Origin of the sequence: Burkholderia lata (assembly GCF_902499335.1) — a bacterium.
Lineage (GTDB): Bacteria > Pseudomonadota > Gammaproteobacteria > Burkholderiales > Burkholderiaceae > Burkholderia > Burkholderia lata_B.
Genome location: NZ_CABVQK010000006.1, coordinates 483,580 through 505,827 on the forward strand (window position 1 = coordinate 483,580; position 22,248 = coordinate 505,827).

At 67.4% G+C, this 22,248-nt stretch carries 19 protein-coding genes and 1 pseudogene; 9 read left to right on the forward strand and 11 right to left on the reverse strand.

The genetic code is table 11. The features are described 5' to 3' along the window. Positions 1–61 precede the first annotated feature (61 nt). Positions 62–1,390: an MFS transporter gene (locus BCO18175_RS17870; protein ID WP_174982881.1), complete on the forward strand. Its 1,329-nt coding sequence runs from the start codon at positions 62–64 to the stop codon at positions 1,388–1,390. Positions 1,391–1,456: 66 nt separating this feature from the next. Here BCO18175_RS17870 and BCO18175_RS17875 read toward each other — a convergent pair whose 3' ends face one another. The 5 genes and pseudogenes from BCO18175_RS17875 to codA form a co-directional block, all read right to left on the reverse strand. Continuing rightward, positions 1,457–2,779, reverse strand: a complete 1,323-nt coding sequence (locus BCO18175_RS17875; protein WP_174982883.1) for a TIGR00366 family protein — start codon at positions 2,777–2,779, stop codon at positions 1,457–1,459. Between the two features lie 381 nt (positions 2,780–3,160). Further along, positions 3,161–3,508, reverse strand: a complete 348-nt coding sequence (locus tag BCO18175_RS17880; protein ID WP_174982885.1) for a DUF1493 family protein — start codon at positions 3,506–3,508, stop codon at positions 3,161–3,163. Further along, positions 3,501–3,635, reverse strand: a pseudogene (locus BCO18175_RS41015) (STM2901 family protein); the annotation flags it as partial. The pseudogene BCO18175_RS41015 and the gene BCO18175_RS17880, both read right to left, overlap by 8 nt. Positions 3,636–3,919: 284 nt before the next feature. Then, complete coding sequence (locus tag BCO18175_RS17885) at positions 3,920–5,254, reverse strand: chloride channel protein (RefSeq protein WP_174982887.1); 1,335 nt, start codon at positions 5,252–5,254, stop codon at positions 3,920–3,922. A 175-nt stretch (positions 5,255–5,429) separates the two neighbouring features. Continuing rightward, entirely contained in the window at positions 5,430–6,671 is a 1,242-nt protein-coding gene (codA, locus tag BCO18175_RS17890) for a cytosine deaminase (protein ID WP_174982889.1), read from the reverse strand. 435 nt (positions 6,672–7,106) lie between these two features. Here codA and BCO18175_RS17895 point away from each other — a divergent pair, with 435 nt between their 5' ends. Beyond that, the gene (locus BCO18175_RS17895) at positions 7,107–8,249 is read left to right on the forward strand and encodes a porin (RefSeq protein ID WP_174982891.1); all 1,143 of its coding nucleotides are present in this window, start codon (positions 7,107–7,109) and stop codon (positions 8,247–8,249) included. Between the two features lie 216 nt (positions 8,250–8,465). Then, entirely contained in the window at positions 8,466–8,768 is a 303-nt protein-coding gene (locus tag BCO18175_RS17900) for a DUF4148 domain-containing protein (protein ID WP_174935386.1), read from the forward strand. Positions 8,769–8,908: 140 nt separating this feature from the next. Here BCO18175_RS17900 and BCO18175_RS17905 read toward each other — a convergent pair whose 3' ends face one another. After that, positions 8,909–9,856: a LysR family transcriptional regulator gene (locus BCO18175_RS17905; protein ID WP_174982893.1), complete on the reverse strand. Its 948-nt coding sequence runs from the start codon at positions 9,854–9,856 to the stop codon at positions 8,909–8,911. A gap of 200 nt (positions 9,857–10,056) precedes the next feature. Between BCO18175_RS17905 and BCO18175_RS17910 the strand changes: the two genes are divergently transcribed. Together BCO18175_RS17910 and BCO18175_RS17915 are read left to right on the forward strand one after the other, a co-directional pair. Further along, positions 10,057–12,240, forward strand: a complete 2,184-nt coding sequence (locus BCO18175_RS17910) for an FUSC family protein (protein WP_174982895.1) — start codon at positions 10,057–10,059, stop codon at positions 12,238–12,240. Between the two features lie 137 nt (positions 12,241–12,377). After that, positions 12,378–12,590: a hypothetical protein gene (locus tag BCO18175_RS17915; RefSeq protein ID WP_122946964.1), complete on the forward strand. Its 213-nt coding sequence runs from the start codon at positions 12,378–12,380 to the stop codon at positions 12,588–12,590. A 129-nt stretch (positions 12,591–12,719) separates the two neighbouring features. Here the strand turns inward: BCO18175_RS17915 and BCO18175_RS17920 are convergent, their stop codons facing one another. Both BCO18175_RS17920 and BCO18175_RS17925 read right to left on the reverse strand, forming a co-directional pair. Beyond that, positions 12,720–13,829: a DmpA family aminopeptidase gene (locus tag BCO18175_RS17920; RefSeq protein WP_174982897.1), complete on the reverse strand. Its 1,110-nt coding sequence runs from the start codon at positions 13,827–13,829 to the stop codon at positions 12,720–12,722. A gap of 64 nt (positions 13,830–13,893) precedes the next feature. Next, positions 13,894–15,300, reverse strand: a complete 1,407-nt coding sequence (locus BCO18175_RS17925) for an APC family permease (RefSeq protein WP_174969912.1) — start codon at positions 15,298–15,300, stop codon at positions 13,894–13,896. Between the two features lie 141 nt (positions 15,301–15,441). Between BCO18175_RS17925 and BCO18175_RS17930 the strand changes: the two genes are divergently transcribed. Then, the gene (locus tag BCO18175_RS17930) at positions 15,442–16,242 is read left to right on the forward strand and encodes a helix-turn-helix transcriptional regulator (protein ID WP_174982899.1); all 801 of its coding nucleotides are present in this window, start codon (positions 15,442–15,444) and stop codon (positions 16,240–16,242) included. Positions 16,243–16,260: 18 nt separating this feature from the next. After that, positions 16,261–16,764, forward strand: coding sequence for a hypothetical protein (locus BCO18175_RS17935; protein WP_254608118.1), 504 nt, complete (start codon positions 16,261–16,263; stop codon positions 16,762–16,764). Between the two features lie 72 nt (positions 16,765–16,836). On the opposite strand, the gene BCO18175_RS17940 is transcribed toward BCO18175_RS17935, so the two are convergent. Both BCO18175_RS17940 and BCO18175_RS17945 read right to left on the reverse strand, forming a co-directional pair. Then, the gene (locus tag BCO18175_RS17940) at positions 16,837–17,142 is read right to left on the reverse strand and encodes a panthothenate synthetase (protein WP_174913732.1); all 306 of its coding nucleotides are present in this window, start codon (positions 17,140–17,142) and stop codon (positions 16,837–16,839) included. Between the two features lie 232 nt (positions 17,143–17,374). Continuing rightward, complete coding sequence (locus tag BCO18175_RS17945; protein WP_174982901.1) at positions 17,375–18,796, reverse strand: cytochrome P450; 1,422 nt, start codon at positions 18,794–18,796, stop codon at positions 17,375–17,377. Positions 18,797–18,883: 87 nt separating this feature from the next. Between BCO18175_RS17945 and BCO18175_RS17950 the strand changes: the two genes are divergently transcribed. Continuing rightward, positions 18,884–19,819: a helix-turn-helix domain-containing protein gene (locus BCO18175_RS17950; protein WP_174982903.1), complete on the forward strand. Its 936-nt coding sequence runs from the start codon at positions 18,884–18,886 to the stop codon at positions 19,817–19,819. A gap of 144 nt (positions 19,820–19,963) precedes the next feature. Next, entirely contained in the window at positions 19,964–20,794 is an 831-nt protein-coding gene (locus BCO18175_RS17955) for a GntR family transcriptional regulator (RefSeq protein WP_174982905.1), read from the forward strand. A 13-nt stretch (positions 20,795–20,807) separates the two neighbouring features. Here BCO18175_RS17955 and BCO18175_RS17960 read toward each other — a convergent pair whose 3' ends face one another. Continuing rightward, complete coding sequence (locus tag BCO18175_RS17960) at positions 20,808–22,052, reverse strand: serine hydrolase domain-containing protein (protein ID WP_174982907.1); 1,245 nt, start codon at positions 22,050–22,052, stop codon at positions 20,808–20,810. Positions 22,053–22,248: the final 196 nt, after the last annotated feature.

Sequence of the window (22,248 nt, forward strand, 5' to 3'; positions counted from 1 at the left end):
GCCGAACGCGGCGCGCCGTGCTTGCCGTGCGCGCCGGTTCGCCCTTACCGGAGTCGTCCGCATGTCCACTCATCACGCCCAGGCCCTGTCTCCCGCCGCTGGCGACGCAAGCGCGTCACTCAACCGGCTGCTGTTCCGCAAACTGATGCCCCTGCTGATCGCCGCGTACGTAATCAGCTTTCTCGACCGCACCAACATCGCATTCGCCAAACATTCGATGGGTGTCGACCTCGGTATTTCATCGGCCGCATACGGACTCGGCGCGGGGCTGTTCTTCCTGACCTATGCGCTCTTCGAGATCCCGAGCAACCTGATCATGCATCGCGTCGGTGCGCGCTTCTGGATCACGCGGATCATGATCACCTGGGGCGCGCTGTCGGTCGCGATGGCGTTCGTCAGCGGCGAGACGTCCTTCTACGTGATGCGCCTGCTGCTCGGGGCCGCCGAAGCCGGCCTGTTTCCCGGTGTGATGCTGTACCTGACGTACTGGTTCTGCCGCGAGGAACGTGCGCGCGCAACCGGCTACTTCCTGCTCGGTGTATGCATCGCCAATATCGTTGGCGGGCCGCTGGCCGGCGCACTGATCGAGCTCGACGGCACGCTGGGACTCCACGGCTGGCAATGGTTGTTCGTCGTCGAAGGCATTCCGGCAATCCTGCTCGCGTTCGTCGTGTGGACACGGTTGCCGGATCGACCGAGCGCCGCGCCGTGGCTCTCTCCGGAAACCGGCCGTGCACTCGAGCGTACGCTGGCTGCGGAACAGGACGCGGGCGTCGTCGCACACGGCGGTCACGCGTTCGGTGCGGCATTGCGCGATCCGCAGATCTGGCTCGCGATCTTCGTCTATTTCTGTCACCAGCTGACGATTTATACGGTGATCTTCTTCCTGCCGGGCATCATCGGCGCGTCAGGGCGCTTCTCGCCGTTCGCGGTCGGGCTGTTGACCGCGCTGCCCTGGCTCGCCGCAGCGATCGGGGCCGGGACGTTGCCGCGCTTTGCACGCGAGTCGCGTCATTCGCGAAGGATGCTGTTCGCGGGGCTGGTCGTGATGGCGGCCGGGATGGCCGGCGCCGCGCATGTGTCGCCTGTCGCCGGGCTCGCTTGCGTGTGCGTGGCCGCGTCGATGTTCTTCGTCGTGCAATCGATCGTGTTCACGTTCCCCGCGTCGCGGCTCGCCGGTAGCGCGCTGGCCGGCGGGCTGGGGCTCGTGAATACGTGCGGGCTGCTCGGTGGGTTCGTCGGGCCGACCGTCGTCGGTGCGATCGAACAGGCAACCGGCAATGCAAGGAACGGGCTGACGCTGCTTGCGGCCGCGCTCGTCATCGCGGCGTTCGCAAGCCTCGCGCTGCGTCATGGACACGAGCGTTCCAATGCGCGGTCGCCCGGTTGACGGCCCGCACCATTCAAGCCGGCACGATGCGGGCGCCGAACCCGGCCCGCATCGCGCGCTACATCGTCAGAACAGATACATCCCCGCGACAAACACGACGCCCGAGAACAGCAGCGTCGTCACGCAATACCCCATGATGTCGCGTACGCCGAGCCCGGCGATCGCCAGCGCAGGCAGCGCCCAGAACGGCTGCGCCATGTTGGTCCAGGCCTCGCCGTACGCGATCGCCATCGCGGCCTTGCCGAGATCGGCGCCGAGCGCTTGCGCTGCCGGCATCACGAACGGGCCCTGCACGACCCAGTGGCCGCCGCCGGACGGCACCGCGAAATTGATCACGGCCGAGCTCAGGAACGCGAGCAGCGGGAACGTGTGCACGTTCGCGATATCGACGAACCACTTCGTGATCACGCCCGCGAGCCCCGAGTGATCCATCAGCGCCTGGATGCCCGCGTAGAACGGGAACTGAATCATGATCCCCGACGCGCCGCGCGCCGCACCGGCCACCGCACGTGCATAGGCCATCGGCGTACGATGCAGCAGGATGCCGGCCGCGAGGAACGCAAGGTTGACGGTGTCGATGTCGAGCGCGAAGCCCTTCTGCACGAACTTCAGCACGAGGAACGCCGCACACAGCGCCGCGACGAGGACCGACAGCGCGCGGCTCTCCTCCATCCGCTCCGCGAACGTCGCGTCGGGCCCGAGCTGGCGCTCGACGCTCGGCGGTTCGGCCAGCAGCGCCGGATCGACGCTGACCACGTCGCCGGGCTTCGGCATCATCATGCGCGCGAGGAACGGCAGCATCACGATCAGGCCGATCGTGATGAACGCGTTGTAGCCGGTGAAGATCGTCTCAGACACGGGAATCAGCCCGATGGTCTTCTCCATCGGATTGCCCTTTGTGGCCGCGACGAGCGGAACCGAACCCGACAATCCGCCGTGCCAGCTCAGGAAGCCCATGTACGCGGACGCGACGAGCAGCCGGTAATCGCTGCCGGCGACTCGACGCGCCACTTCACGCGCGAGCATCGCGCCGAGCACGAGGCCGAAGCCCCAGTTGATCGCGCACGCGAGCGCGCCGACGAACGCGACGAGCATCACGCCCTGCCCCGGCGTGCGCGCGGTGCTCGCGAGCGCGACGAGCATGCGCTTCACGGGCGGCGAACTCGCGAGTGCGTGGCCGGTGACGAGGATCATCACCATTTGCATCGAGAACGCGAGCAGGTTCCAGAAACCCGAACCCCACATCGTCGTGAGCTGCGCGGGCGTATTCGGCGTGAGGCCGAACGCGAGCCCGAACGTGACGATCGTCAGCAGGATCGCGAAAATCAACGGGTCGGGCAACACGCGGTGGACCACCTGCGTGAAAAAGCGGGAAATGCGCTGAATCAACTTGAGCTCCTCGTTTCCTGATAGGGACGTCCGCGCGTGTCGTTGTTGGTTGAGGCGCGGAAACGCGCGGATTCTTGCACAGAACCACGCAGTTTGCTTTGATGCCCTGGCCAGCGCCGGCGCCGAACGATTTCAGGTTATCGAACGTGCATTGTGCCCGCCGGCAAGTCCTGACACCGAAGGCCGATCGACGAGGCCCAACGAAAGGCGCTGCGAGCCGGCGTCGTGGCGGATGGCGCGAACGCAAAAAAGCCCGCCTGAATGCGACCCAGGCGGGCGTTCGGTGTTTCATGAGGCGATCCGATCTACGTGCGATCGTCTATTCATCACATGTGCGACGAATCTCGACGGATAGGTTCATCGCGTTCCAGCATGGACCGCTCACGGCTCCCAGCGCCCACGCTCCATAGCCTCTTCCATCAATCCGAGCGTCAATGACCGGCCGCCCAAAGTTTCGCGCGCCTCATTGCTGAATGGGGACTTGGCAACCGCCACGAGAAACGAACCGATGCCGAGCTTCGCGGATGGGTAGTAATAGTGGATGTCGAATTCGGACAGGTCGACGCCAAACGTCGACGCCCATCGTCTGACGAGCTTGTCGATGTCGTTCGGCTCCAGGTCGAGATCGTGATAGAGGTCCGTGTTTCGCGTCATTTCGATTCCAGCGACCGGAAGCCCGTCGATATCGGCCAAGAAAAACGCTTCGAGACGCTCCCATGCGTCAGCCATACAGGCGATCCTCGTGTTTCACCATGCTGTTGTAGGTGCCGATCGTGCGATAAATGATCAGCGATACATCCGTCGCCAGGATTACCCAACCGACGCCGGGAATCGCGCGCCCGACGAACGCGCCGATAACTTGAACAAGCAGGCAAGACTATCGTGAGTGACGCGGGGAGGACAACGACTGACCCGATCGGCCGCTGCGACAGGAACGCATCCTGGAGCAATGGATCGATCCCGTGGGTTGCATCTGCATCGCCTTTTGGCGTGCATGTCGGATCGCTATAGCGTCGTGGTTCCGCACGAGCCCCCGACAGCACCGGCATGCATCAAAACGAATACAAATCGTTAATTTCGAGCGGCACGCTGGCGGAACATGCACCAACGAATGCCGTCCGCTTCTTGATCGCTGCCACATCAGTGCGTAGCCGCGGTGCGCTCGCTCGTCATCGCAACCGCATTCACCCGCCGCTCGGCCAGCCGCTGCGCGAACCGGTATGCGACAAGCGAGCCGGCCACGGCAAGCAGCATCGGCACGAGGCTATCGTGATCCGCGCGCGTGAACTCGGCCAGCAGCACCACCGCCGTGATCGGCATCTGCATCGACGCGGCGAGAAACGCGGTCGCACCGACGAGCGCGCACCCGCCGATCGACGCGCCCGGCCACACGAAGCTCCACAGCCCGCCGAGCACGACGCCGAGCAGCGCGCCGTTCGCGAGGCCCGGCGTCAGCAGGCCGCCTTCCGCGCCGGCCCGCAGGCTGCCGGCCTCGATCAGCACCTTCAGCACGAGCAGCGCCGCGGCGAGGCCGATCGTCAGCGTGCCGTCGAAGCCCAGCGAAGCCGGCCCCTTGCCATTGCCGAGCAATTGCGGAAACCGCATCGCGAGCACGCCGATTACCGTGAAATTGACCAGCGCGAGCACCGGCAGCCGCCAATCTTTCGGCGCGTTCGTGCGCGCACGCGTCGTGAGCCGCACGAAGCCGTACGCAGCGAAGCCGAACAGCGGGCCGCAGACGATCGACCACGCTACCAGCGGCGTGCTCAACACGAACGGCGGCACCGTGTACTGGTGTTCGTTGCCGAGGCCGATCCACGCAACGGCCGCGGCGATTGCCGACGTCGCGACCGCGATGACCAGCGCACGCAGTTCGAACGTGCCGAGCAGCACTTCGAGCACGAAGATCGCGCCGCCGAGCGGCACGTTATAGACGGCCGCCAGGCCCGCGCCGGCGCCACACGCGACCATCAGCCGGCAATCGTCGGGCGTGAGCCCCGCCGCATGCGCCAGCCGCCCGGCAAGCAGCGAACCGATCTCGCGCGGCGCGACTTCGCGGCCGAGCGGCGAGCCGAGCGCGACGGTGACGATCTGCAGCAGCGCGTGAACTATCGTGCTGACGAACGGCATCCGCGGATCGGCCGCGCGCACCGCGCGGCGGATGCTGACGAGCGGCCGGCCATACCGGTACAGCGCCCACCAGCCGCCGCCGGCGACGATCCCGCAGACGATCAGCACCGCGAGCCGGCGCAGCGGATCGGCACCGGTCACGCCGGTGAGGAAGCTCTCAGTGCCGATCACGTGCGCGACGCTGTAGCCGTACGCAACGTGCTGGATCGCATGCAGCAGAAGCGCGAGCAGCATGCCGCCGAGGCCCGCGCCGACGCCGGTCAGGATCGTGACGACGGCCACGCGTGCGAACGGGCTGGCGGCCGGCGAAGAGGATGCGGGGGCGGACGGGAGATCGAGGCGCATGGGGTCGGCGAATGGAATCGAAAAGACGGCGCGCAACACGCGCGCCGTCGTCAGGTCCGAATCGTAGGCCGGCGCCCATCATGAGACAAACGTATTTTTCGAATCGACTCATGCATTTCATGAATACATGAAGACCGGCGGGCAGTGACGGCCCGCCGCCCGCGTCGAGTCCGCGTCAATCCGGATACGTGACGCGCTCCGGTTCGCGCCGCAGGATCACCTTCCCGTGGCGGATCGACAGCGTGGCCTTGGCCTGCCGGCGCACCGCCTCGTAATCGCTGTCCGCGTCGAGCACGACAAGATTCGCCGGACGCCCGACCGCGATGCCGTAGCCGTCGCCGAGATGCATCGTCGTCGCGCTGTGGTCGGTCACGAAGTCGAGGCAGCGCTGCAGGTCCTGGTAACCCATCATGTGGCAGATATGGAGACCCGCATCGAGCACGCGCAGGATGTTACCGTTGCCGAGCGGATACCACGGGTCCTTGATCGAATCCTGCCCGAAGCACACGTTGATGCCGGCGCGATCGAGTTCCGCGACGCGCGTGACGCCGCGCCGTTTCGGAAACGTGTCGAAGCGCCCCTGCAGGTGGATGCTTTCGGTCGGGCACGAGATGAAGTTCAGGCCCGCGCGCTTCAGCAAGCGGAACAGCTTCGAGCAGTACGCGTTGTCGTACGAGCCCATCGCGGTCGTGTGGCTCGCGGTCACGCGCGCGCCCATCCCGCGCACACGCGTCTCTTCCGCGAGCACTTCGAGGAAGCGCGAATGCGGATCGTCGGTTTCGTCGCAATGCACGTCGACGAGGCAACCGGTGCGCTCCGCAAGATCCATCAGGAAGCGGATCGAGCTGACGCCCTGCTCGCGCGTGTTCTCGAAATGCGGAATCCCGCCGACGACGTCCGCGCCCAGTTCGATCGCCTGCTCCATCAGCGCTCGGCCGCCATCGAACGATTCGATGCCTTCCTGCGGAAACGCGACGATCTGCAGGTCGATCAGCCCGCGTGCTTCGTCCTTCACTTCCAGCATCGCCTTCAGCGCGGCAAGCGTCGGATCCGTGACGTCGACGTGCGTGCGCACGTGCTGGATCCCGTGATCGCGCAGCATGCCGATCGCCGTATGCGCGCGCGTCTTCGTGTCCTCGTGCGTGATCGTCGCCTTGCGTTCGGCCCAGCGCTCGATGCCCTCGAACAGCGTGCCGCTCATGTTCCACGCGGGCTCGCCGGCCGTCAGCACCGCGTCGAGGTGGATATGCGGCTCGACGAGCGGCGGGATCGCCAGGCGGCCTCCCGCGTCGACATCGCCGGCGCCCGTGGGCGCAACCGACGCCGACTGTGCGTCAACCCGCGCGATCGTGCCGCCGTCGATGCCGATCGTGAACAGGCCGTCGCGGCCGCGCAGGCGTACGTTGAACAGATTCATGTGGAGTCTCCCCGTAGCTTCCATGAGAACGGCCGCGCGCTTTGCGCCGGCGGCCGTGCGATCCAGTTGACGAGTATGGATGAAACGCGTCGATGCGCGCACGCGCCCGCCTTCGAATGCGTGTGACGCCGGTCGCGGGTGTCTGCGCGAACGCCCCATTCTCCGTGCGCCGGTCGCACCGATCAACCGCCGTGCCGCGCTCCGCGCATGTTGCAACCGCGCGACAACCGGCCCGCGAGGACCCGACGCCACCCGCGCGTGATCACGCAAAAACCGCCGGCGTCAGGCGTACGCGGCGCGTCGTGTCAGTTTTGTGAAGGACTCTTGCGGGATCCGGAAAGGTGCGCTCGCAACCCTCGGCGGCCTTGCGCGCGCGATGCGTTCCTATACTTGCGCCGAACTTTCGTTCCCAGTCCCACACGCAGGAGCCTTGACTTGAAAAAAACCCTCATCGCCGGCGCATGTACCGCCGCGCTGTTCGCCCCGCTCGCTCACGCACAGAGTTCGGTCACGCTGTACGGGCTGATCGACGCCGGCATCGTCTACACCAACAACGCCAACGGTGCGTCGCTGTGGCGCCTGAACAGCGGCACCGTCAACGGCAGCCGCATCGGGTTTCGCGGCACCGAGGATCTCGGTGGCGGCCTGAAGGCGCTGTTCGTGCTCGAGAACGGCTTCAACGTGAACAACGGCGGGCTCGGGCAGGACGGCAAGCTGTTCGGCCGCCATGCATACGTCGGCTTGAGCCAGAACGGCTATGGCACGCTGACGCTCGGCCGCCAGTACGACACGATGGTCGACTTCGTCGCGCCGCTGTCGGCCACGGCCGGTGATTTCGGCGACGCGAGTTTCGCGCATCCGTTCGACAACGACAACCTGAACCACTCGCTGCGCATCAACAACGCGGTCAAGTACACGAGCGAGACCTATGCGGGCTTCAAGGTCGGTGCGATGTATGCGTTCTCGAACGCGACGAACTTCGGCGCGAACCGCGCGTACAGCGTCGCGGCGAGCTACACGAACGGCCCGCTGAAGCTGGCCGGCGCGTACCTGCAGATGAACGGCACGAAGGGCTCGACGAGCGCGAGCCCCGGCGCGACCGACGCGGCCGAAGCGAAGAGCCTGAACCAGGGCGGCTGGTCGATCGGCTCGGACCGCATGCGTTCGTACGGCGGCGGCATCAGCTACGGGTTCGGCCCGGCCACCGTCGGCTTCGTCTATACGCGCTCGCAATACGACAACACGGGCTCGTTCGGCTCGACCGGCCAGGTCGCGTTCAACAACTACGACGTGAACGTGCGCTATGCGGTGACGCCGGCCGTCAGCCTCGGCGCGGCCTACGTGTACACGGACGCCAGCGTGTCGAACCCCGACAGCAAGCACGGCACCGATCCGAAGTGGCACCAGGTCGACCTGCAGGCCGTCTACAAGCTGTCGCGCCGCACGGACGTCTACGCGGAAGCGATGTATCAGCACGCAGCGGGCCGCGGCTACCAGGCGTTCATCAACGGCTCGGGCGGCGCATCGAGCACGGCGAACCAGATCGTCGGCACGATCGGCATGCGCACGCGCTTCTGACCGGCGCGATGCATCGCCGCCCGTCGGCCACGAACCTGCGTTCGCATGCGGGTTCGCTGGCCGCGGGCGGCTTGCACCAATGTTGTTCCATCTGGAAGGCAGCCTGCCTGGAATCGGGGTTTTTACGCGTGCGGGTGCTGCGTAGACTGCCAGCAAAGGTCAGGGTCACGCATCGCGCGTCGAACCGGCCGCCCACCCCGTACCCAGGAGAACCCCGTGAAATCGCTCGTCGTTACCGCCGCCGCTGCCGTCCTGCTTGCCGCACCGGCCCTGTCTTTCGCCCAGTCGGCAAAGTCGCCCGTCACGCGTGCGCAAGTGCTGCAGGAACTGATCGATCTCGAGTCGGTCGGCTACAACCCGGCGCGCGGCGAAGTCAACAACTATCCGGACGACATCATGGCGGCGCAGGAACGACTCCACGAAAAGCGTCTCGCGGAACAGAAGGCTGCGCAGGCCGCATACGGCCACGCCGGCGAACCGACGACGGAATCGGGCGCGGCGGCCAAGCCCGCGCTGTAACGGCACGACGAAGCACCGCGCCGCGTGAACGATGTACCGCGGGCGCGGCGCGAATCGCGTTCGCCGGGCCTGCTTGAAGAGAAGAAGCCGGCCGTGCGGCAACGCGCCGATGTGCCGATGTGCCGATGTGCGTCGGCCGCTCAGGCCGCCTGCGGTTCGCGATCGATCGCGTTCAGCATCTCGACGTCGCGCGCGATCATCGCCGGCACCTGGGCACGCAGCATCTCGACCCAGGTCCGCACCTTCGCATCGACGAAGCGGCGCGACGGATACAGCGCGTACACGTTCATCTTCTGCAGGATATGCGCGGGCAACACGCGGACGAGCGTGCCGTCGCGCAGCGCATCGATCGCCGAGTACAGCGGCAGCATGCCGATCCCGATGCCGTCGCGAATCGCGAGGGCGAGCGATTCGGCCGTATTGGTCTGCACCGGCCCCGCGACGTGGATCTGCTCGACGCCTTCGGGCCCTTCGAGCACCCATTCGTGCGTCGGAAACGCCGGCGTGCACAGCGTCAGGCACGCGTGCGCGGCGAGATCCTGCGGACGGGCCGGCGCGCCGTGGCGTTTCACGTAGTCGGGCGACGCGCACAGGATGCTGAAGGTCGAGCCGAGCAGGTGCGACACGAGTTCCGAATCGGGCAGCGACGACGCGGTCACGACGGCCATGTCGCTCGTGCCGTCGAACAGGTCGGGCATGCGCTGTGACAGCGACAGCTCGATCGACACGTCCGGGTATTGCGCGTGATAGCGCGTCAGCGCGGGCAACACATAGTGATGACCGACGCTCGCGAAGCTGTGCATGCGCAGCACGCCGGCCGGGCGTTCGTGCGCGCAGCTCGCCTCTTCTTCCGCGCGGTCGACGTCGGCGAGGATCTGGCGGCAGCGCCGCAGATAGCTTTCGCCGGCCGACGTGAGCGCGAGACGGCGCGTCGACCGATTCATCAGACGGGTGCGCAGGCGCGCCTCGAGCTCCGACACCGCGCGCGACATGGCGCCCGTCGTCGAATTCAGCGATTGCGCGGCGGCGGTGAAACTGCCCGTCTCGACGACGCGCGAAAACACCCGCATGTTTTGTAGGGTATCCATTCCTGTGAGCAACCTGTAGCGGAGCCGCTATTTTCCTCCACTGGATGCGACAGATTGTTACTCCGGCTGCAACTATCGTTTCCCCGCAGCTGCGTTAATGCGCGGGCGCCGCACTCCTACAATCGGCGCCTCAACAGTCGAACGGACCCGTTCGGACGCGCCGCGCATCTCGCCCGGCCCCGTACCGGCCCCCTCTTTTCATGAAGCCACAACCTGCGATCGAGCGACCTTCCATCGAACCGGCACGATGGAGGACATGGCTCGATCCACTCGGCGATGCGGCACGCGACTGGGCCGCGAGCGACGGGCTGATCTGGCTGCACCTCGCGAAAACCGTGTTCGCGGCACTCCTCGCGATGGGCATCGCGATGCGCCTGGAAATGTCGCAGCCGCGCACGGCGATGACGACCGTGTTCGTGCTGATGCAGCCGCTGTCGGGGATGGTGTTCGCGAAGAGTTTCTACCGCGTGCTCGGCACGGCGGCCGGCCTCGTCGCCGCGCTCGCGCTCGGCGGGCTGTTCGCGCAGCAGCCCGAGCTGTACATGGCCGGCATCACGCTGTGGATCGGCACCTGCATCGCGCTCGCGGTGCGCAACCGCCACTTCCGCTGGTACGGCTTCGTGCTCGCCGGCTACACGGCCGCGCTGATCGGCCTGCCGGCCGTGATGACCCCGCAGACGCTGTTCCAGTCCGCGCTCACCCGTGCCGCGGAAGTCGCGCTCGGCATCGCATGCTCGGGCGCGGTCAGCGCGCTGATCCTGCCGCTCAGCTCCGCGAAAGCGCTGATGCGCTCGCTGGGCACGCGCCATGCGACGTTCGCGGCGTTCACGGCCGGCGCGCTCGCGGGCGACGTCGCGCGCGGCGATTTCGAGCGGCGCTTCGCCGATTTCGTCGACGACATCGTCGGCTTCGAGGCCAATCGCGCCTTCGCGTCATTCGAGGATCCGCACATTCGCGCGCGCAGCCGCCGCCTCGCGCGGCTGAACAGCGAGTTCATGAACGCGTGCACGCGGCTGCATGCGCTGCACCAGCTCGTCAAGCGGCTGCGCGCCAATGGCTCGGACGCGGTGCTCGATGCGCTGGCGCCCCACGTCGACGCGCTCGCGCAACGCTTCGCCGCGCTGCGCGACGAGCGGCAGCGCGGCGTCTCGCCGACCACCGGCGCACTGCTCGAACTGCGCCGCTTCCACAGCGCGTTGCCGAAAGCCGCACGTGCGTCGCGTCGAGACATCGAAGCGCATGCGGCCGGCGGCCTGCTCGACTTCGATACCGCAATCGAGCTGCTGTACCGCTTCATCGGCGAATATCTCGGCTACGCCGACACCTATGCGTCGCTCGACCAGGACGATCACGCATTCGAGCGCTCGGTCACGCATTACGCGGTGAAGACCAATTCGTTCTTCGTCGGGTTCGCGTTCCTGCGCACGATCGTCGCCGTCGGCGCGATGAGCGCGTTCTGGCTTGCGTCCGAATGGCCGAGCGGCCCGCTCGCCGTGATCGCCACCGCGATCGCGTGCGCGCTCAGCTCGACGTCGCCGCGCGCGCCGAAGTTCGTCGCGCAGATGAGCGTCGGCGCGGCGTTCGCGACCGCCGTCGGCTATCTGTTCCTGTGCTACGTGTATCCGAACATCGACGGCTTCCCGCTGCTGTGCGCCACGCTCGCGCCGGTGCTCGGCCTCGGCGCGTTTCTCGCGATGCGGCCGGGATTGTCCGGCTACGGGATCGGCTTCGCGGTGTTTTTCTGCCTGCTCGCGGGGCCCGACAACGTGATCGCGTATACGCCCGAGGTGCTGATCAACAACGGGCTGGCGATCGTCATCGCGATGCTCGCGTGCTCGCTCGTGTTCGCGGTCGTGTTCCCGACTCACATGCCGTGGCTCACGGGCCGCATCGCGCACGACCTGCGCCGCCAGGTCACGCTGGCGTGCGAAGGCGCACCGGACGGCCTCGCGCAGCGTTTTCAGTCGAGTACGCACGACCTGATGGCCCAACTGCGCACATTGCTCGTGCGGCGCACGCGACAGCATCGCGACGCAATGCGCTGGATGCTGTCGACGCTCGAGGTCGGCCACGCGGTGATCGACCTGCGCGACGAACTGAACGCGTTCTGCGCATCGAAACCGCCGCAAACGCTGCGCTGGACCGGCTCGATCGACGCGGTGCTGCACGAGCTGCCGCGCTTCTTCGACGATCCGACGCCCGGCCATCACGCGCGCACGCTGAAATCGGTGAATCTCGCGATCCGCGCGGCGCAGCACACGCTGCAGGCGTGGTATGCGGTGCCCAACGAGCGCCACCGGATGCAGCGCATCGTCGGCTGCCTGCACTTCATGCGCAGCGCGCTGCTGGACAAGGACGCGCCGTTCAACCGCCATCGTCATTGACGATCGGTGCGCGCGCAACGGGATCCTTGTTCCGGATGGAAATAAGCTCTACAGCCGCGGTGATTAATCTTTAAGCAGTGCGAGCCTATAGTTTCCTCACTGCCAGCGAGACTGGCACTCACCCAGGAGAAACCAAAATGAAGCCGCTGCACCTCGCCCTCGTTGCCCTGTCGCTCACCGCTGCTGTTGCTCACGCACAGCCGGCACCGGCAGACGTCGCACCGCAACAGGCGAACCGCGCTGAAGCCGTCGCAACCGCAGGCCGCGTCGATCGTTCGCAATCGAAGCAGGAAGACCCGAACGCCTGTGTCGGCCCCGTCAGCTTCTGCAACATCTACTTCGGCAGCTGAGCATGACGCCGCGTCGTCACGGCCAGGCCCGCACCGCCCGCCTTGCATGCGCGGGCGAGCGGCGGCCCGGCCGATCGCCGCACCACCGCTCCACCCCACGCCGCTTCGATTGAAGCGGCGCATGCCGTTTCAGGCGCCGCGCCCCGGCCGCCAGCCCACCTCGCGCAACGCATCCAGCAAGCGCGCCTGCCCCAGCCCTTCGACCCGCGCACCGCGCGACTCGACGTCGCCGCCCGCGACGAGCGCATTCACGATCGCTTCCTCCACCGCTTCCGCCGCCGCGACGAACAGCGCGGAAATATGGTCGTTGTTGACCATCTTCACGCCGGTGGTCGGTGCACCCTTGCTGCCGTAGTTCGCCGCCGGCAGGCCGTCGTTGCCCGTTGCGAACGCCAGGAAGATGTCGCCGCTCGAATCCTCGGTGCCGCCGCCCACGCGCGCGAGCCCGACGCTCGCACGCTGCGCGAGGCGCGTGCATTGGTGCGGCAGCAGCGGCGCGTCGGTCGCGATCGTCACGACGATCGAGCCCATCCCGGCCTCGCCTTGCGCGTCCGGCGCGCGGAACGGCGAAGGCACGTGCCGGAGCACTTCGCCGACCGGGTAGCCGGCCACGCGCAGCATTTCGCGCACGCCGTAGTTCGCCTGCACGAGCGCGCCGACGGTCCAGCCGCCCGCATCGGCCGCGAGCACGCGCGACGCGGTGCCGATGCCGCCCTTGAACTCGTGGCAGATCATCCCCGTGCCGCCGCCCACGCCGCCTTCGGCAACCGGCCCCGACTGCGCGGCGGCCAGCGCGCGCTGCACGTGTGCGGCGCTCACGTGCTGCCCCCAGATGTCGTTCAGCAGCCCGTCGTAGGTTTCCATCACGACCGGCATGCACCAGTACACGCGGCCGGCCGCCGCTTCGCGCTCGTTCGCGACGAGCGCATCGCGCACCGCGCCGACGCTGTGCGTGTTCGTATAGGCGATCGGCGTGGTCAGCAGGCCGGCCTCGCGGATCCATTCGAGCCCCGTCGCGTCGCCGTTGCCGTTCAGCACGTGCACGCCCGCGAAACACGGTGAATCGTGCGCGGCGCCCGTGCGCGGCTCGATGACGGTGACGCCGGTGCGGATCGATGCGTCGCCGTTCTCGACGTTCAGCGTGCAATGTCCGACCCGCACGCCCGGAACGTCCGTGATCGCGTTGAAACGGCCCGGTGTGCCCAGTCCGATGCGGATGCCGAGATCCCTCGTGCGCATGATGCAATTCCTCCAGTCTTTCAATGGTTCGATGTTTCGGTGTTGCAGGGTAACGATCCGGCGCTCAGAGCGCGCGGAAGGCTTCGCTGTGGCGCGCCCAGACCATATACATCACGAGCGCGGCGACCAGCAGCCCCGCGATGATGATCAGGTCGGTCGGTTTCGTGGCCGTTGCGAGCGTCGTGTAGAGCGTGTAGGCGGCGCCCGCCACCGCGACGAGCGGCGTCACCGGCCACAACGGCATCCGGTAATGATGCTCGACGTCACGGCGCACGAAGCGGCTCGCGAGCGCGGCCAGCCCGACAACCAGGTAGATCAGCAGCAGCAGGTCGACCGTGAACGCGGTCAGCTCGTCGAGGCTCGACACGAACACGAGCCCCGCCGACGGTACCGCGAGCGCGATGGTGGCGAGCCACGGCGATTCGAGGCGCGGATGAATCGTCGAGAATGCCCGGTTGCACGTGCGCGACCAGAGCGCATGCCGGCCGCTGCTGTACAGCAGCCGGCCCATCGTGATCACGATCGCGATGATCGCGTTGAACACGGACAGGAAGATCCCGCCGCTGACCACGCGCGACACGGCCGGGTTGCTCAGCGAACGCACGACGTAGCCGATCGGGTCGGCGCTCTTCGTCAGCTCCGTCAGGGACGGTGCGCCAAGCACGATCGCGGTGAGCGGAATCAGTTCGACGACGAGGATCACGAGCAGCGAGTAGATCACCGCCTTCGCGACGTTGCGGTTGCCGCCGCGCAGGTCTTCCGCGAGATACGCGGCCGAGCCGAAGCCGTTGTAGCAGAAGATCGCCGTGCCGATCGCCGGGACGATGGCGGCAAGCGTCGCCGGCACGAGCGCGTTGCCGCTCGCGACGACCGGCGCGATCAGCGCGTCGGCGCCACGATGCGGCGAACCGAAGCCGAGGCCCGCGATCAGCATCAGCACGCCGATCTCGACGACGAGAAACGCGCCCGTGATCCACGCGTTCGTCTTGATGTTCAGCATGCCGAGCAGGTAACTGAGCAGCACGATCGTCAGCGCGACCGACTGGTTGCTGAAGTGCGTGCCGAGCGCGTTGTTCAGGTACGGCGCGGCGCCGCTCGCGAGCACGGCCGGGATGAACACGCTGACGGACAGCACCGTGATGAAGGTCAGGTAGCCGGGCAGCGTGCCGAACACGCGCTTGGCCATCACGTACTCGCCGCCCGCGCTGCGGTGCGCGGCGCTGAGCTCCGCGTAGCAGAGCGCGAACGCCAGCGCGAGCACGCCGCCGAGCAGGAACGACAGCACGGCACCGCTACCGGCCTGCTGGATCGCGAACGGCGCGATCACGAAGATCGAGCTCGCGGGCGTCACGCCCGACACGGTGATCATCACCGCATCGCGCACGCTGAGCGTCTGCGACAGCGCGCGCGGCGCGTCTTCCGTTGCAGGCGCCGCTTGCAGCGTGCCCGTCGATTCCGACATCATCGCCATTTCGTTCTCCTGTGCTTGGGCCAACCCTTTGCCACTCTTTTTTGAACGCCCATACTCGGGCCCGATTGATTGCGTGGCAGTCTAGGAAGCCAATTTCAGGACCGCTATTCCCCCTTCGTGTTACGCCCTTCCGGTGGTGGTATGGATCGTCTCTTTTCCGAAATCGCGATGCACCAGGCGCTCGGCCGCGCAATCGATCATCTCGGCCAGCCGCGTTTCTGGCGGTTCCTGGTGCTGCTGCTCAATGAAATGGTGCCGTTCGACAACGCGCTCGCGACCGCGATCGGCCCCGACGGCGTGCCGCTCGTGCTCGACGAATACGACAAAGGCGGCACCGATGCCGCCTCGCCCGTGCCGCTCTACCTGAACGGCGTGTATCTGCTCGACCCGTTCCTGCAGGCCGCGCACGACGGGCTTGCCGACGGCTGCTACCGGCTCGAGGAAGTCGCGCCCGACCTGTTCCGGCAGAGCGAATATTTCCTGAGCTACTTCCGCGATGCAGTGGGCGACGACGAGATCCAGATCCTCGTGCGGCCGAACGCCGACATGCTGCTGTCGCTGTCGCTCGGTGCGGGCACGCGTTTCGACGTCGAACCGCTCGGCAAGCTGACGGCCGCGATGCCGTGGGTGCTCGCGGCGATCCGGCAGCACTGGCGGCTGGTGGGCGACGCGGCACGCGCGACGCCCGATGCCGATCTCGGCGCGCGGGTCGAGCAGGCGCTCGCCCGCTTCGGCGCGGGCGTGCTGACCGATCGCGAGATGTCGATCGCGAGAATGGTGCTGCGCGGCAATTCGTCGAAGGCGATTGCCGAGCGGCTGACGATATCACCCGAAACGGTGAAGGTGCACCGGCGCCACCTGTACACGAAGCTCGGGATTTCGTCGCAGCCCGAGCTGTTCTCGCGCTTCATCCAGGCGCTGGGGGAAGACGCGGCCGGATGACCGCCTCGATCCGGACGGATGGCAACCGGCGCGGAATCGGGCACACTCCGGGAAGCGCCGCATGCGTTGGTCATCCGGTCACGCCGATACGGATGCGCCGCCGACAACAAGATTGCCCGAAAACAGGAATCCCGATTCATGTCGCTCATTCCGATCGTGGGACTTGGCTGGCTGTTTCTGTGCGCGATCAGCGCCGCGTCGCTCGTGATCGCGCCGCCCGTGGTGCTGGTCGCGTGCCTGATGGGGAAAGACGTCTGGTCGATCCTGACCCGCGGCCGGCTGCAGTTCGCGTTCCTGGCCTATCTGGGGTCCGCGCCGGTGCCGGCGGTCTTCACGTTCCTGCTGGAAGCCGGCGCCACGGCCGGGAATCATGGAGGCACGGCGTCCGACGGCCTGCGCCAATGGAATGAACGGTTCTTTTTCGTGTTCATCGCAGCGGCCGCACTGAGCGGCCTGCTGTTGCTGTTGCGGCCGAAAGACAGGCAAGCGGCGAACCCCGCACCGTCGCAATCTACGCAATAGTCGGCACGCGAACACCGCGCCATGCCACCTGCCCGGTTCTCGAGCAGGAGCACGGTCATGTGCAGCTTCCCGCTACTTCCACTTCGCGCCGAGTTGCGCGAGCCCGGCGTTCCGGAGATCGTCCGGCAACATCACCACGCGGAACTCGCAGTCTGCATTCAGCATCAGGAACCACGGCTCCGCGAGCGCCGGGATCTGCGACGGTTCACTCACGTCGACGATCACCACCGCCCCTCGCCCGCCGTTCTGCTCCGTGAAATACACGGCCTCCGGCTTGACCGCTTCGAGTATTCGCCCGATCACGTCGCCGACGCTGCCGTCGCGCACCAGCGTGTTGAACGGCTCGTGTGGGATTCGTATGTTGAGAAGCATGCGCATGACCATCCTCCTTGGGCTCCGCCCGGCCTGGGCCCTTCAAGCATAGGTGCTGCGCGATGCCGCGCCAGTGCGCGCCGAAAGCGGCAGCCGGCACGCATTCACATTCCGACGATTCGCTGACACCGCATTGCGCGACCGGTAGTCGTTCACGACACGCGCGTCCTGCGAGCATGTCGTCGCGTACGATGCCCCGTCTAATCGGCGCCCCGCTCGCCCGGCCGCGCCGCACGCATCACTCGGTAGCGGCGGGCGCGATCGCGAGATGCAGCGGCCGCTCCGGCCGCAGCGTCACGTTCAGCACCGGCCGCGGCGGCTTCATGCCGGGCGGCGCAGACAATACGTAGCGCTGCAGGATCATCGCGGCGACGACCGTCATTTCCGTCATCGCCAGATGCTGCCCGAGACACACGCGCGGGCCCGTGCCGAACGGCATGTAGCTTCCGCGCGGCGCGGCCGGCGCGTCGTCCGCAAAACGCTCGGGACGAAACACGTCGGGCTCCGCAAACCATCGCGCATCGCGCTGCATGAGTTGCAGCGGCAGCATGAACAGCGTCCGCGCGGGAAACTGCCACGGCCCCAGCGCGATCGGCCGGGACGCCCGGCGGCTGATCAGGATCGGCGCGGACGGATACAGGCGCAGCGTTTCCTCGAGCGTGTGCGTCAGGTAGCGCAACGACGATCGCGTTTCGGCGGACGGCGCGCGACCGCCCAGCACGCGCGCCACCTCGTCGCGTGCGGCGGCCTGCGCCGCCGGATTCGCCGCCATGCACCAGGCCCACCAGGTCAGTGCCCCGGCCGTCGTCTCATGGCCCGCGAGGAACGCCGTCATGCATTCGTCGTGCACGGCCTGCAGCGGCCATCGCCGTGCGTCGTCCCGATGCAGCCGCAACAGGCGCGACAGCAGATCGTCGGGCCACGCGTGCGTCGGCAGGTCGAGACGCGCATGCAGTTGCCGGTCGATCAACTCGTTCAGCACGGCCATCGCGCGCGCCTTGCCGCGCTTCCACGGCATCCAGTCCGGCGTGCTTGCCGGCCAGTAGAAATCGGCGTTGGCCGCCGCGCTCACCGCGCGCACGGCTTCCTCGGCCGCACGCGCATCGTCGCCGATCGCATCGGAGAACATCGTGCGCATGATCACGTCCATCGCCAGCGACGTCAGTGCACTTTCGATCGGCCAGTCCGGATCGCGTGCGGGCCATTGCGCGAGCGCATGTCCGGCCGTCGCCGCGATCGACGGCACGAACGCCTGAACCGGCTTCGGCATGAAATTCGGCTGCAACGCCTGCCGCTTGTCGCGCCACGCGTCGCCTTCGGCGATCAGCACGCTATGGCCGTGAACCTCCGCAAACACCCGGACGGCGCGCTCCCAGCGCCCGAGCGCATCGTGATGCGTAACCAGGAGTTCGCGCACGAGCGCGGGATCGGTCACGACCACCGCATGCTCGGGCCACACGCGCAAGTGCACGACATCACCGTATTCGCGCTGCCAGCCGGCCAGCGTGCCGAGCAGGTCGCGCGACATCGTGCGCAACAGCCCCCAACCCGTCAGGCCGACACGCGGCCCCGGCGGCCATACGCCGGGCGGGTGAAGCACGGGCGCCGAAGCCGAAGCGCCCGCATGGAATGGACATTGGGAAGTGGTTCGCGTGTTCATGGGCCGGATTGTCCGCATCGGCGTGCCGGCGGTCTTGAACGCAAACGACATCGACACGCGTCTGGCCCGTCCCTATACTCCGGCGTCATGTTCTCCGACCCGTCATCGATCTCGCCATCGTGCCCCGATCCGCTGGCACGCGCCCCCCGCGTGCTGAGTGGCGGGCGGTCGCCGCACGGGCGGCTTTTCCCCGCGCCGGCTGCCCTGCAGGGCGCGGTGGTCGCGATCGTGTTGCACGACACGCGCGGGTTCGCGTTGAGCGACGCGCAGCGGCTCTCGCATTTTCCGGCCACGCCGCTGGTGTGCGTGTCGTGGTATCGGGATCTCGACGTGGGCTTCGTCGAGCCCACGGCCGACGGGCCCCGATGGCGCCCCTTCGGTGCCGCGGCAACGCTGTCGGGCAGCCATTCGGTGCCCACCGTGGCCTGGGCGCCGACGGGTGGAAGGATCGGCATGATCTGCTTCACGGCCGACGCGGCGCGGGCGCTGTTCGGCATCGCGCTGTCGGACATCCACGACCGCGTGCTCGACGCGCACGCGTGCCTCGGCCACGACTGGCACCCGCTGCTCGATGGCCTGCTCGGCGCGGACCGCGATGCCGACGTGCTGGCGGCCATCGAACGTCATCTCGCGCCGCGCTGGCAGGCGCTTCGGCCCGCGACACCGCTGTCGTCGCTCCGCAACGCGGGGCGCAGCTGGGTCGAGCGTCTCGCACTGCAGGCGCGCGAATGGCGCCATACGCACAGCCCGCGCCAGGTCGAACGGCGCATCAAGACCTACAGCGGCCGATCGCTGCGCGAATGGCAGGCGCTCGTCAGGACGGAAAGCGCGTTCTTCGCGGCGCGCGACCGGTTCGAAGCGGGCGCCGCGTTCAACTGGGCCACGCTGGCGCTGGACGAAGGGTTCGCCGACCAGGCGCACCTGAGCCGCGAGGTCAAGCGCATCACCGGTTTCTCGCCGAGCGAATTCACGCAACGCTTCATCGAGGACGAATCGTTCTGGATGTATCGGCTGTGGGTGTGACGCAGCGCGTACCGCGCATTGCGCCGGCGTGCGGCGTCGCTTGCCGGCCCTGCCTGAAGCGCGAGCGCGCATTCATTCCAATAGTAGAATGTTAGGCATTGCGCCGAACCGCGCCCCCACCCGCATCATTCCAGGAGCCCGTGATTGAACCCGTCGTCGTCGCCCGAGCGCAAAGGGGTTGCCCTTTATGCGCGGATTGCCAGCCTGCTGCGCGGACGAATCCACCAGGGCGAATGGAAGCGCGGCGACCAGTTGCCGCCGATTCCCGAGCTGTGCGCGCTCTATCAGGCGGGCACGATCACCGTGCGCCAGGCGCTGGCCGAACTGAGCGCCGAAGGGCTCGTGAGCAGCGCCCGCGGCCGTGGCACCTTCGTCACGGCCGAGGTCGTCTCACCGGCGGATAACCCGGCACTGCGCGCCGCGATCAACGATCCGCTGCAACTCGCGCCCGGCCAGACCCTGCGCGTGCTGCTGCGCGAAGCCGTGACCGAATTACCCGTCGCGTTGCAGACGGGCCAGCCCATACGCGCCGCCTACATGCGGATCCGCACGCTTCATCTGCACGACGGCACGCCTTACGGCGTGATGGACAGCTACGTCGCGCGCGAAACCTACGACCGGTTTCCGAAAGGCGGCGACGCGCGGCACAAGGTCGGCTATCTCGTCCGTCAATACAACCGTCTTCCGCTCGCGAAGGCCCGCCAGGAAATCACGGCCGCCTATGCGGACCAGGAAACGGCCGACCTGCTCGCGTCGGACGGCGCCGACTGCAGCATGGCCGACATGCTGATTCGCATGCGCCGCTGGTGGACCGACGGCGACGGCTGCATCGTCCACGCCGGGCTCTATCTCTACCGCGCCGACCGCTTCGTGCTCGATATCACGCACGATCTCGACGGCGACGATCGCAGTGCCGACCTGATCCCGTCGCCGCGCACCGGCACCCGGAAAAGCGCGCGCAAGCCGGCGGCCTGACCCGCTCGCCGCGTCACGCCGGCGCGCCGCCATCGTCGTCGCCCATCGCGCCGTAGACCCAATGCCGCAGGTCGCGGCGGATCCGGTACGTCGTCGACGGCAGCAGTTGCGTCATGAACACGACGATCAGGTCCTCGGCCGGATCGATCCAGAAGGCCGTGCTGGCGCCGCCGCCCCAGAAGTAATCGCCGACGCTGCCCGGCTGCATCGTCGCGGCCAGGTCCTGCGTCACCGCGAAGCCGAGCCCGAAACCGAGCCCCGGATACACGGCCTCGCTGAACGTGGAGCGCGACATCCGGTCGAGCGTCTGGCCGCCCGGCAGATGGTTGATCGTCATCAGTTCGACGGTCTTCGGGCTCAGGATCCGGTGCCCGTCGATCGAACCGCGGTTCAGCAGCATCCTGCAGAAGCGCAGGTAATCGCCCGCCGTCGACACGAGCCCGCTGCCGCCCGACGCCAGCGCCGGCGGCCGGCGAAACGCGCTGGCCGCCGGGTCGTCCTGCAGCACGAGGCCGCCATCGGCCCCCGGGCGATAGCACGCGCACAGGCGCTCGGCCTGCTCGTCGGGCACGAAGAAGCCCGTGTCGGGCATGCCGATCGGGTCGAACAGCGCATGCTTCAGGTAATCGGCGAACGGCTGCCCGGAAATCTTCTCGACGAGATAGCCGAGCACGTGCGTCGCGACCGAATAGTTCCACTCTTCGCCCGGCGAGTAGTCGAGCGGCAGCCGCGCCAGATCCGCGATCATGCCGTCGAGACCGCCCGGGTTGCCCGGTTCGCCGAGCGCGAGTTCGCGGTACGCGGCATCGACGTTCGTCCGGGCCTGGAAGAAATACGACAACCCGGCCGTATGGCGCAGCAGATCCACCATCAGCATTTCGCGCGCGACCGGCCGGGTCTGGAACCCGCCGAGGCTCCGTGCGCCGGCCACCGCAACGCCCAGATCCTTCCATGCCGGAATCACGCTCGACACGGGATCGTCGAGCGCCACCAGCCCCTGCTCGACCAGCGTCATGAACGCGACGCTCGTGATCGGCTTGGTCATCGAATAGATGCGGAAAATCGCGTCGTCGCGCATCGGCTTGGCCCGCTCGACGTCCATCGATCCGACGATGTTCACGTGCGCCAGCTCGCCACGGCGATGGATCATCGTCACCGCCCCCGGCAGGCGCCCGGACGCCACGTACCGTTCGTACAGCCGCGTGTCGAGCGCCTTCAGCCGCTGCGACGACAAACCCGGAAGTGCCACCTTCGTCATGCCCTTGCTCCTCTGTTCTCTTCGGTCTCGACACGCCGGAACCCGCGCCACTGCGTTTCAGACAGCACGCTTGCCCGGCTTAAACATTCTAAAAATAGAACTATATCATTTTAGATAACGCCCGAACCATCCCTGCTCGTCGGCGACACGCGGCGCGCCGCATGCCGGCCGGTTGCCCGATTCGAGACGCGCGGGC

Coding starts and splice junctions, on each gene's coding strand:
- BCO18175_RS17905 (WP_174982893.1), bottom strand. CDS start 9,856: ATGGATACCCTACAAAACATGCGGGTGTTTTCGCGCGTCGTCGAGACG.
- BCO18175_RS17880 (WP_174982885.1), bottom strand. CDS start 3,508: ATGGCTGACGCATGGGAGCGTCTCGAAGCGTTTTTCTTGGCCGATATC.
- BCO18175_RS17870 (WP_174982881.1), top strand. CDS start 62: ATGTCCACTCATCACGCCCAGGCCCTGTCTCCCGCCGCTGGCGACGCA.
- BCO18175_RS17940 (WP_174913732.1), bottom strand. CDS start 17,142: ATGCGCATGCTTCTCAACATACGAATCCCACACGAGCCGTTCAACACG.
- BCO18175_RS17930 (WP_174982899.1), top strand. CDS start 15,442: ATGGATCGTCTCTTTTCCGAAATCGCGATGCACCAGGCGCTCGGCCGC.
- BCO18175_RS17925 (WP_174969912.1), bottom strand. CDS start 15,300: ATGGCGATGATGTCGGAATCGACGGGCACGCTGCAAGCGGCGCCTGCA.
- BCO18175_RS17935 (WP_254608118.1), top strand. CDS start 16,261: ATGGCAACCGGCGCGGAATCGGGCACACTCCGGGAAGCGCCGCATGCG.
- BCO18175_RS17920 (WP_174982897.1), bottom strand. CDS start 13,829: ATGCGCACGAGGGATCTCGGCATCCGCATCGGACTGGGCACACCGGGC.
- BCO18175_RS17885 (WP_174982887.1), bottom strand. CDS start 5,254: ATGCGCCTCGATCTCCCGTCCGCCCCCGCATCCTCTTCGCCGGCCGCC.
- BCO18175_RS17950 (WP_174982903.1), top strand. CDS start 18,884: ATGTTCTCCGACCCGTCATCGATCTCGCCATCGTGCCCCGATCCGCTG.
- codA (WP_174982889.1), bottom strand. CDS start 6,671: ATGAATCTGTTCAACGTACGCCTGCGCGGCCGCGACGGCCTGTTCACG.
- BCO18175_RS17915 (WP_122946964.1), top strand. CDS start 12,378: ATGAAGCCGCTGCACCTCGCCCTCGTTGCCCTGTCGCTCACCGCTGCT.
- BCO18175_RS17910 (WP_174982895.1), top strand. CDS start 10,057: ATGAAGCCACAACCTGCGATCGAGCGACCTTCCATCGAACCGGCACGA.
- BCO18175_RS17945 (WP_174982901.1), bottom strand. CDS start 18,796: ATGAACACGCGAACCACTTCCCAATGTCCATTCCATGCGGGCGCTTCG.
- BCO18175_RS17960 (WP_174982907.1), bottom strand. CDS start 22,052: ATGACGAAGGTGGCACTTCCGGGTTTGTCGTCGCAGCGGCTGAAGGCG.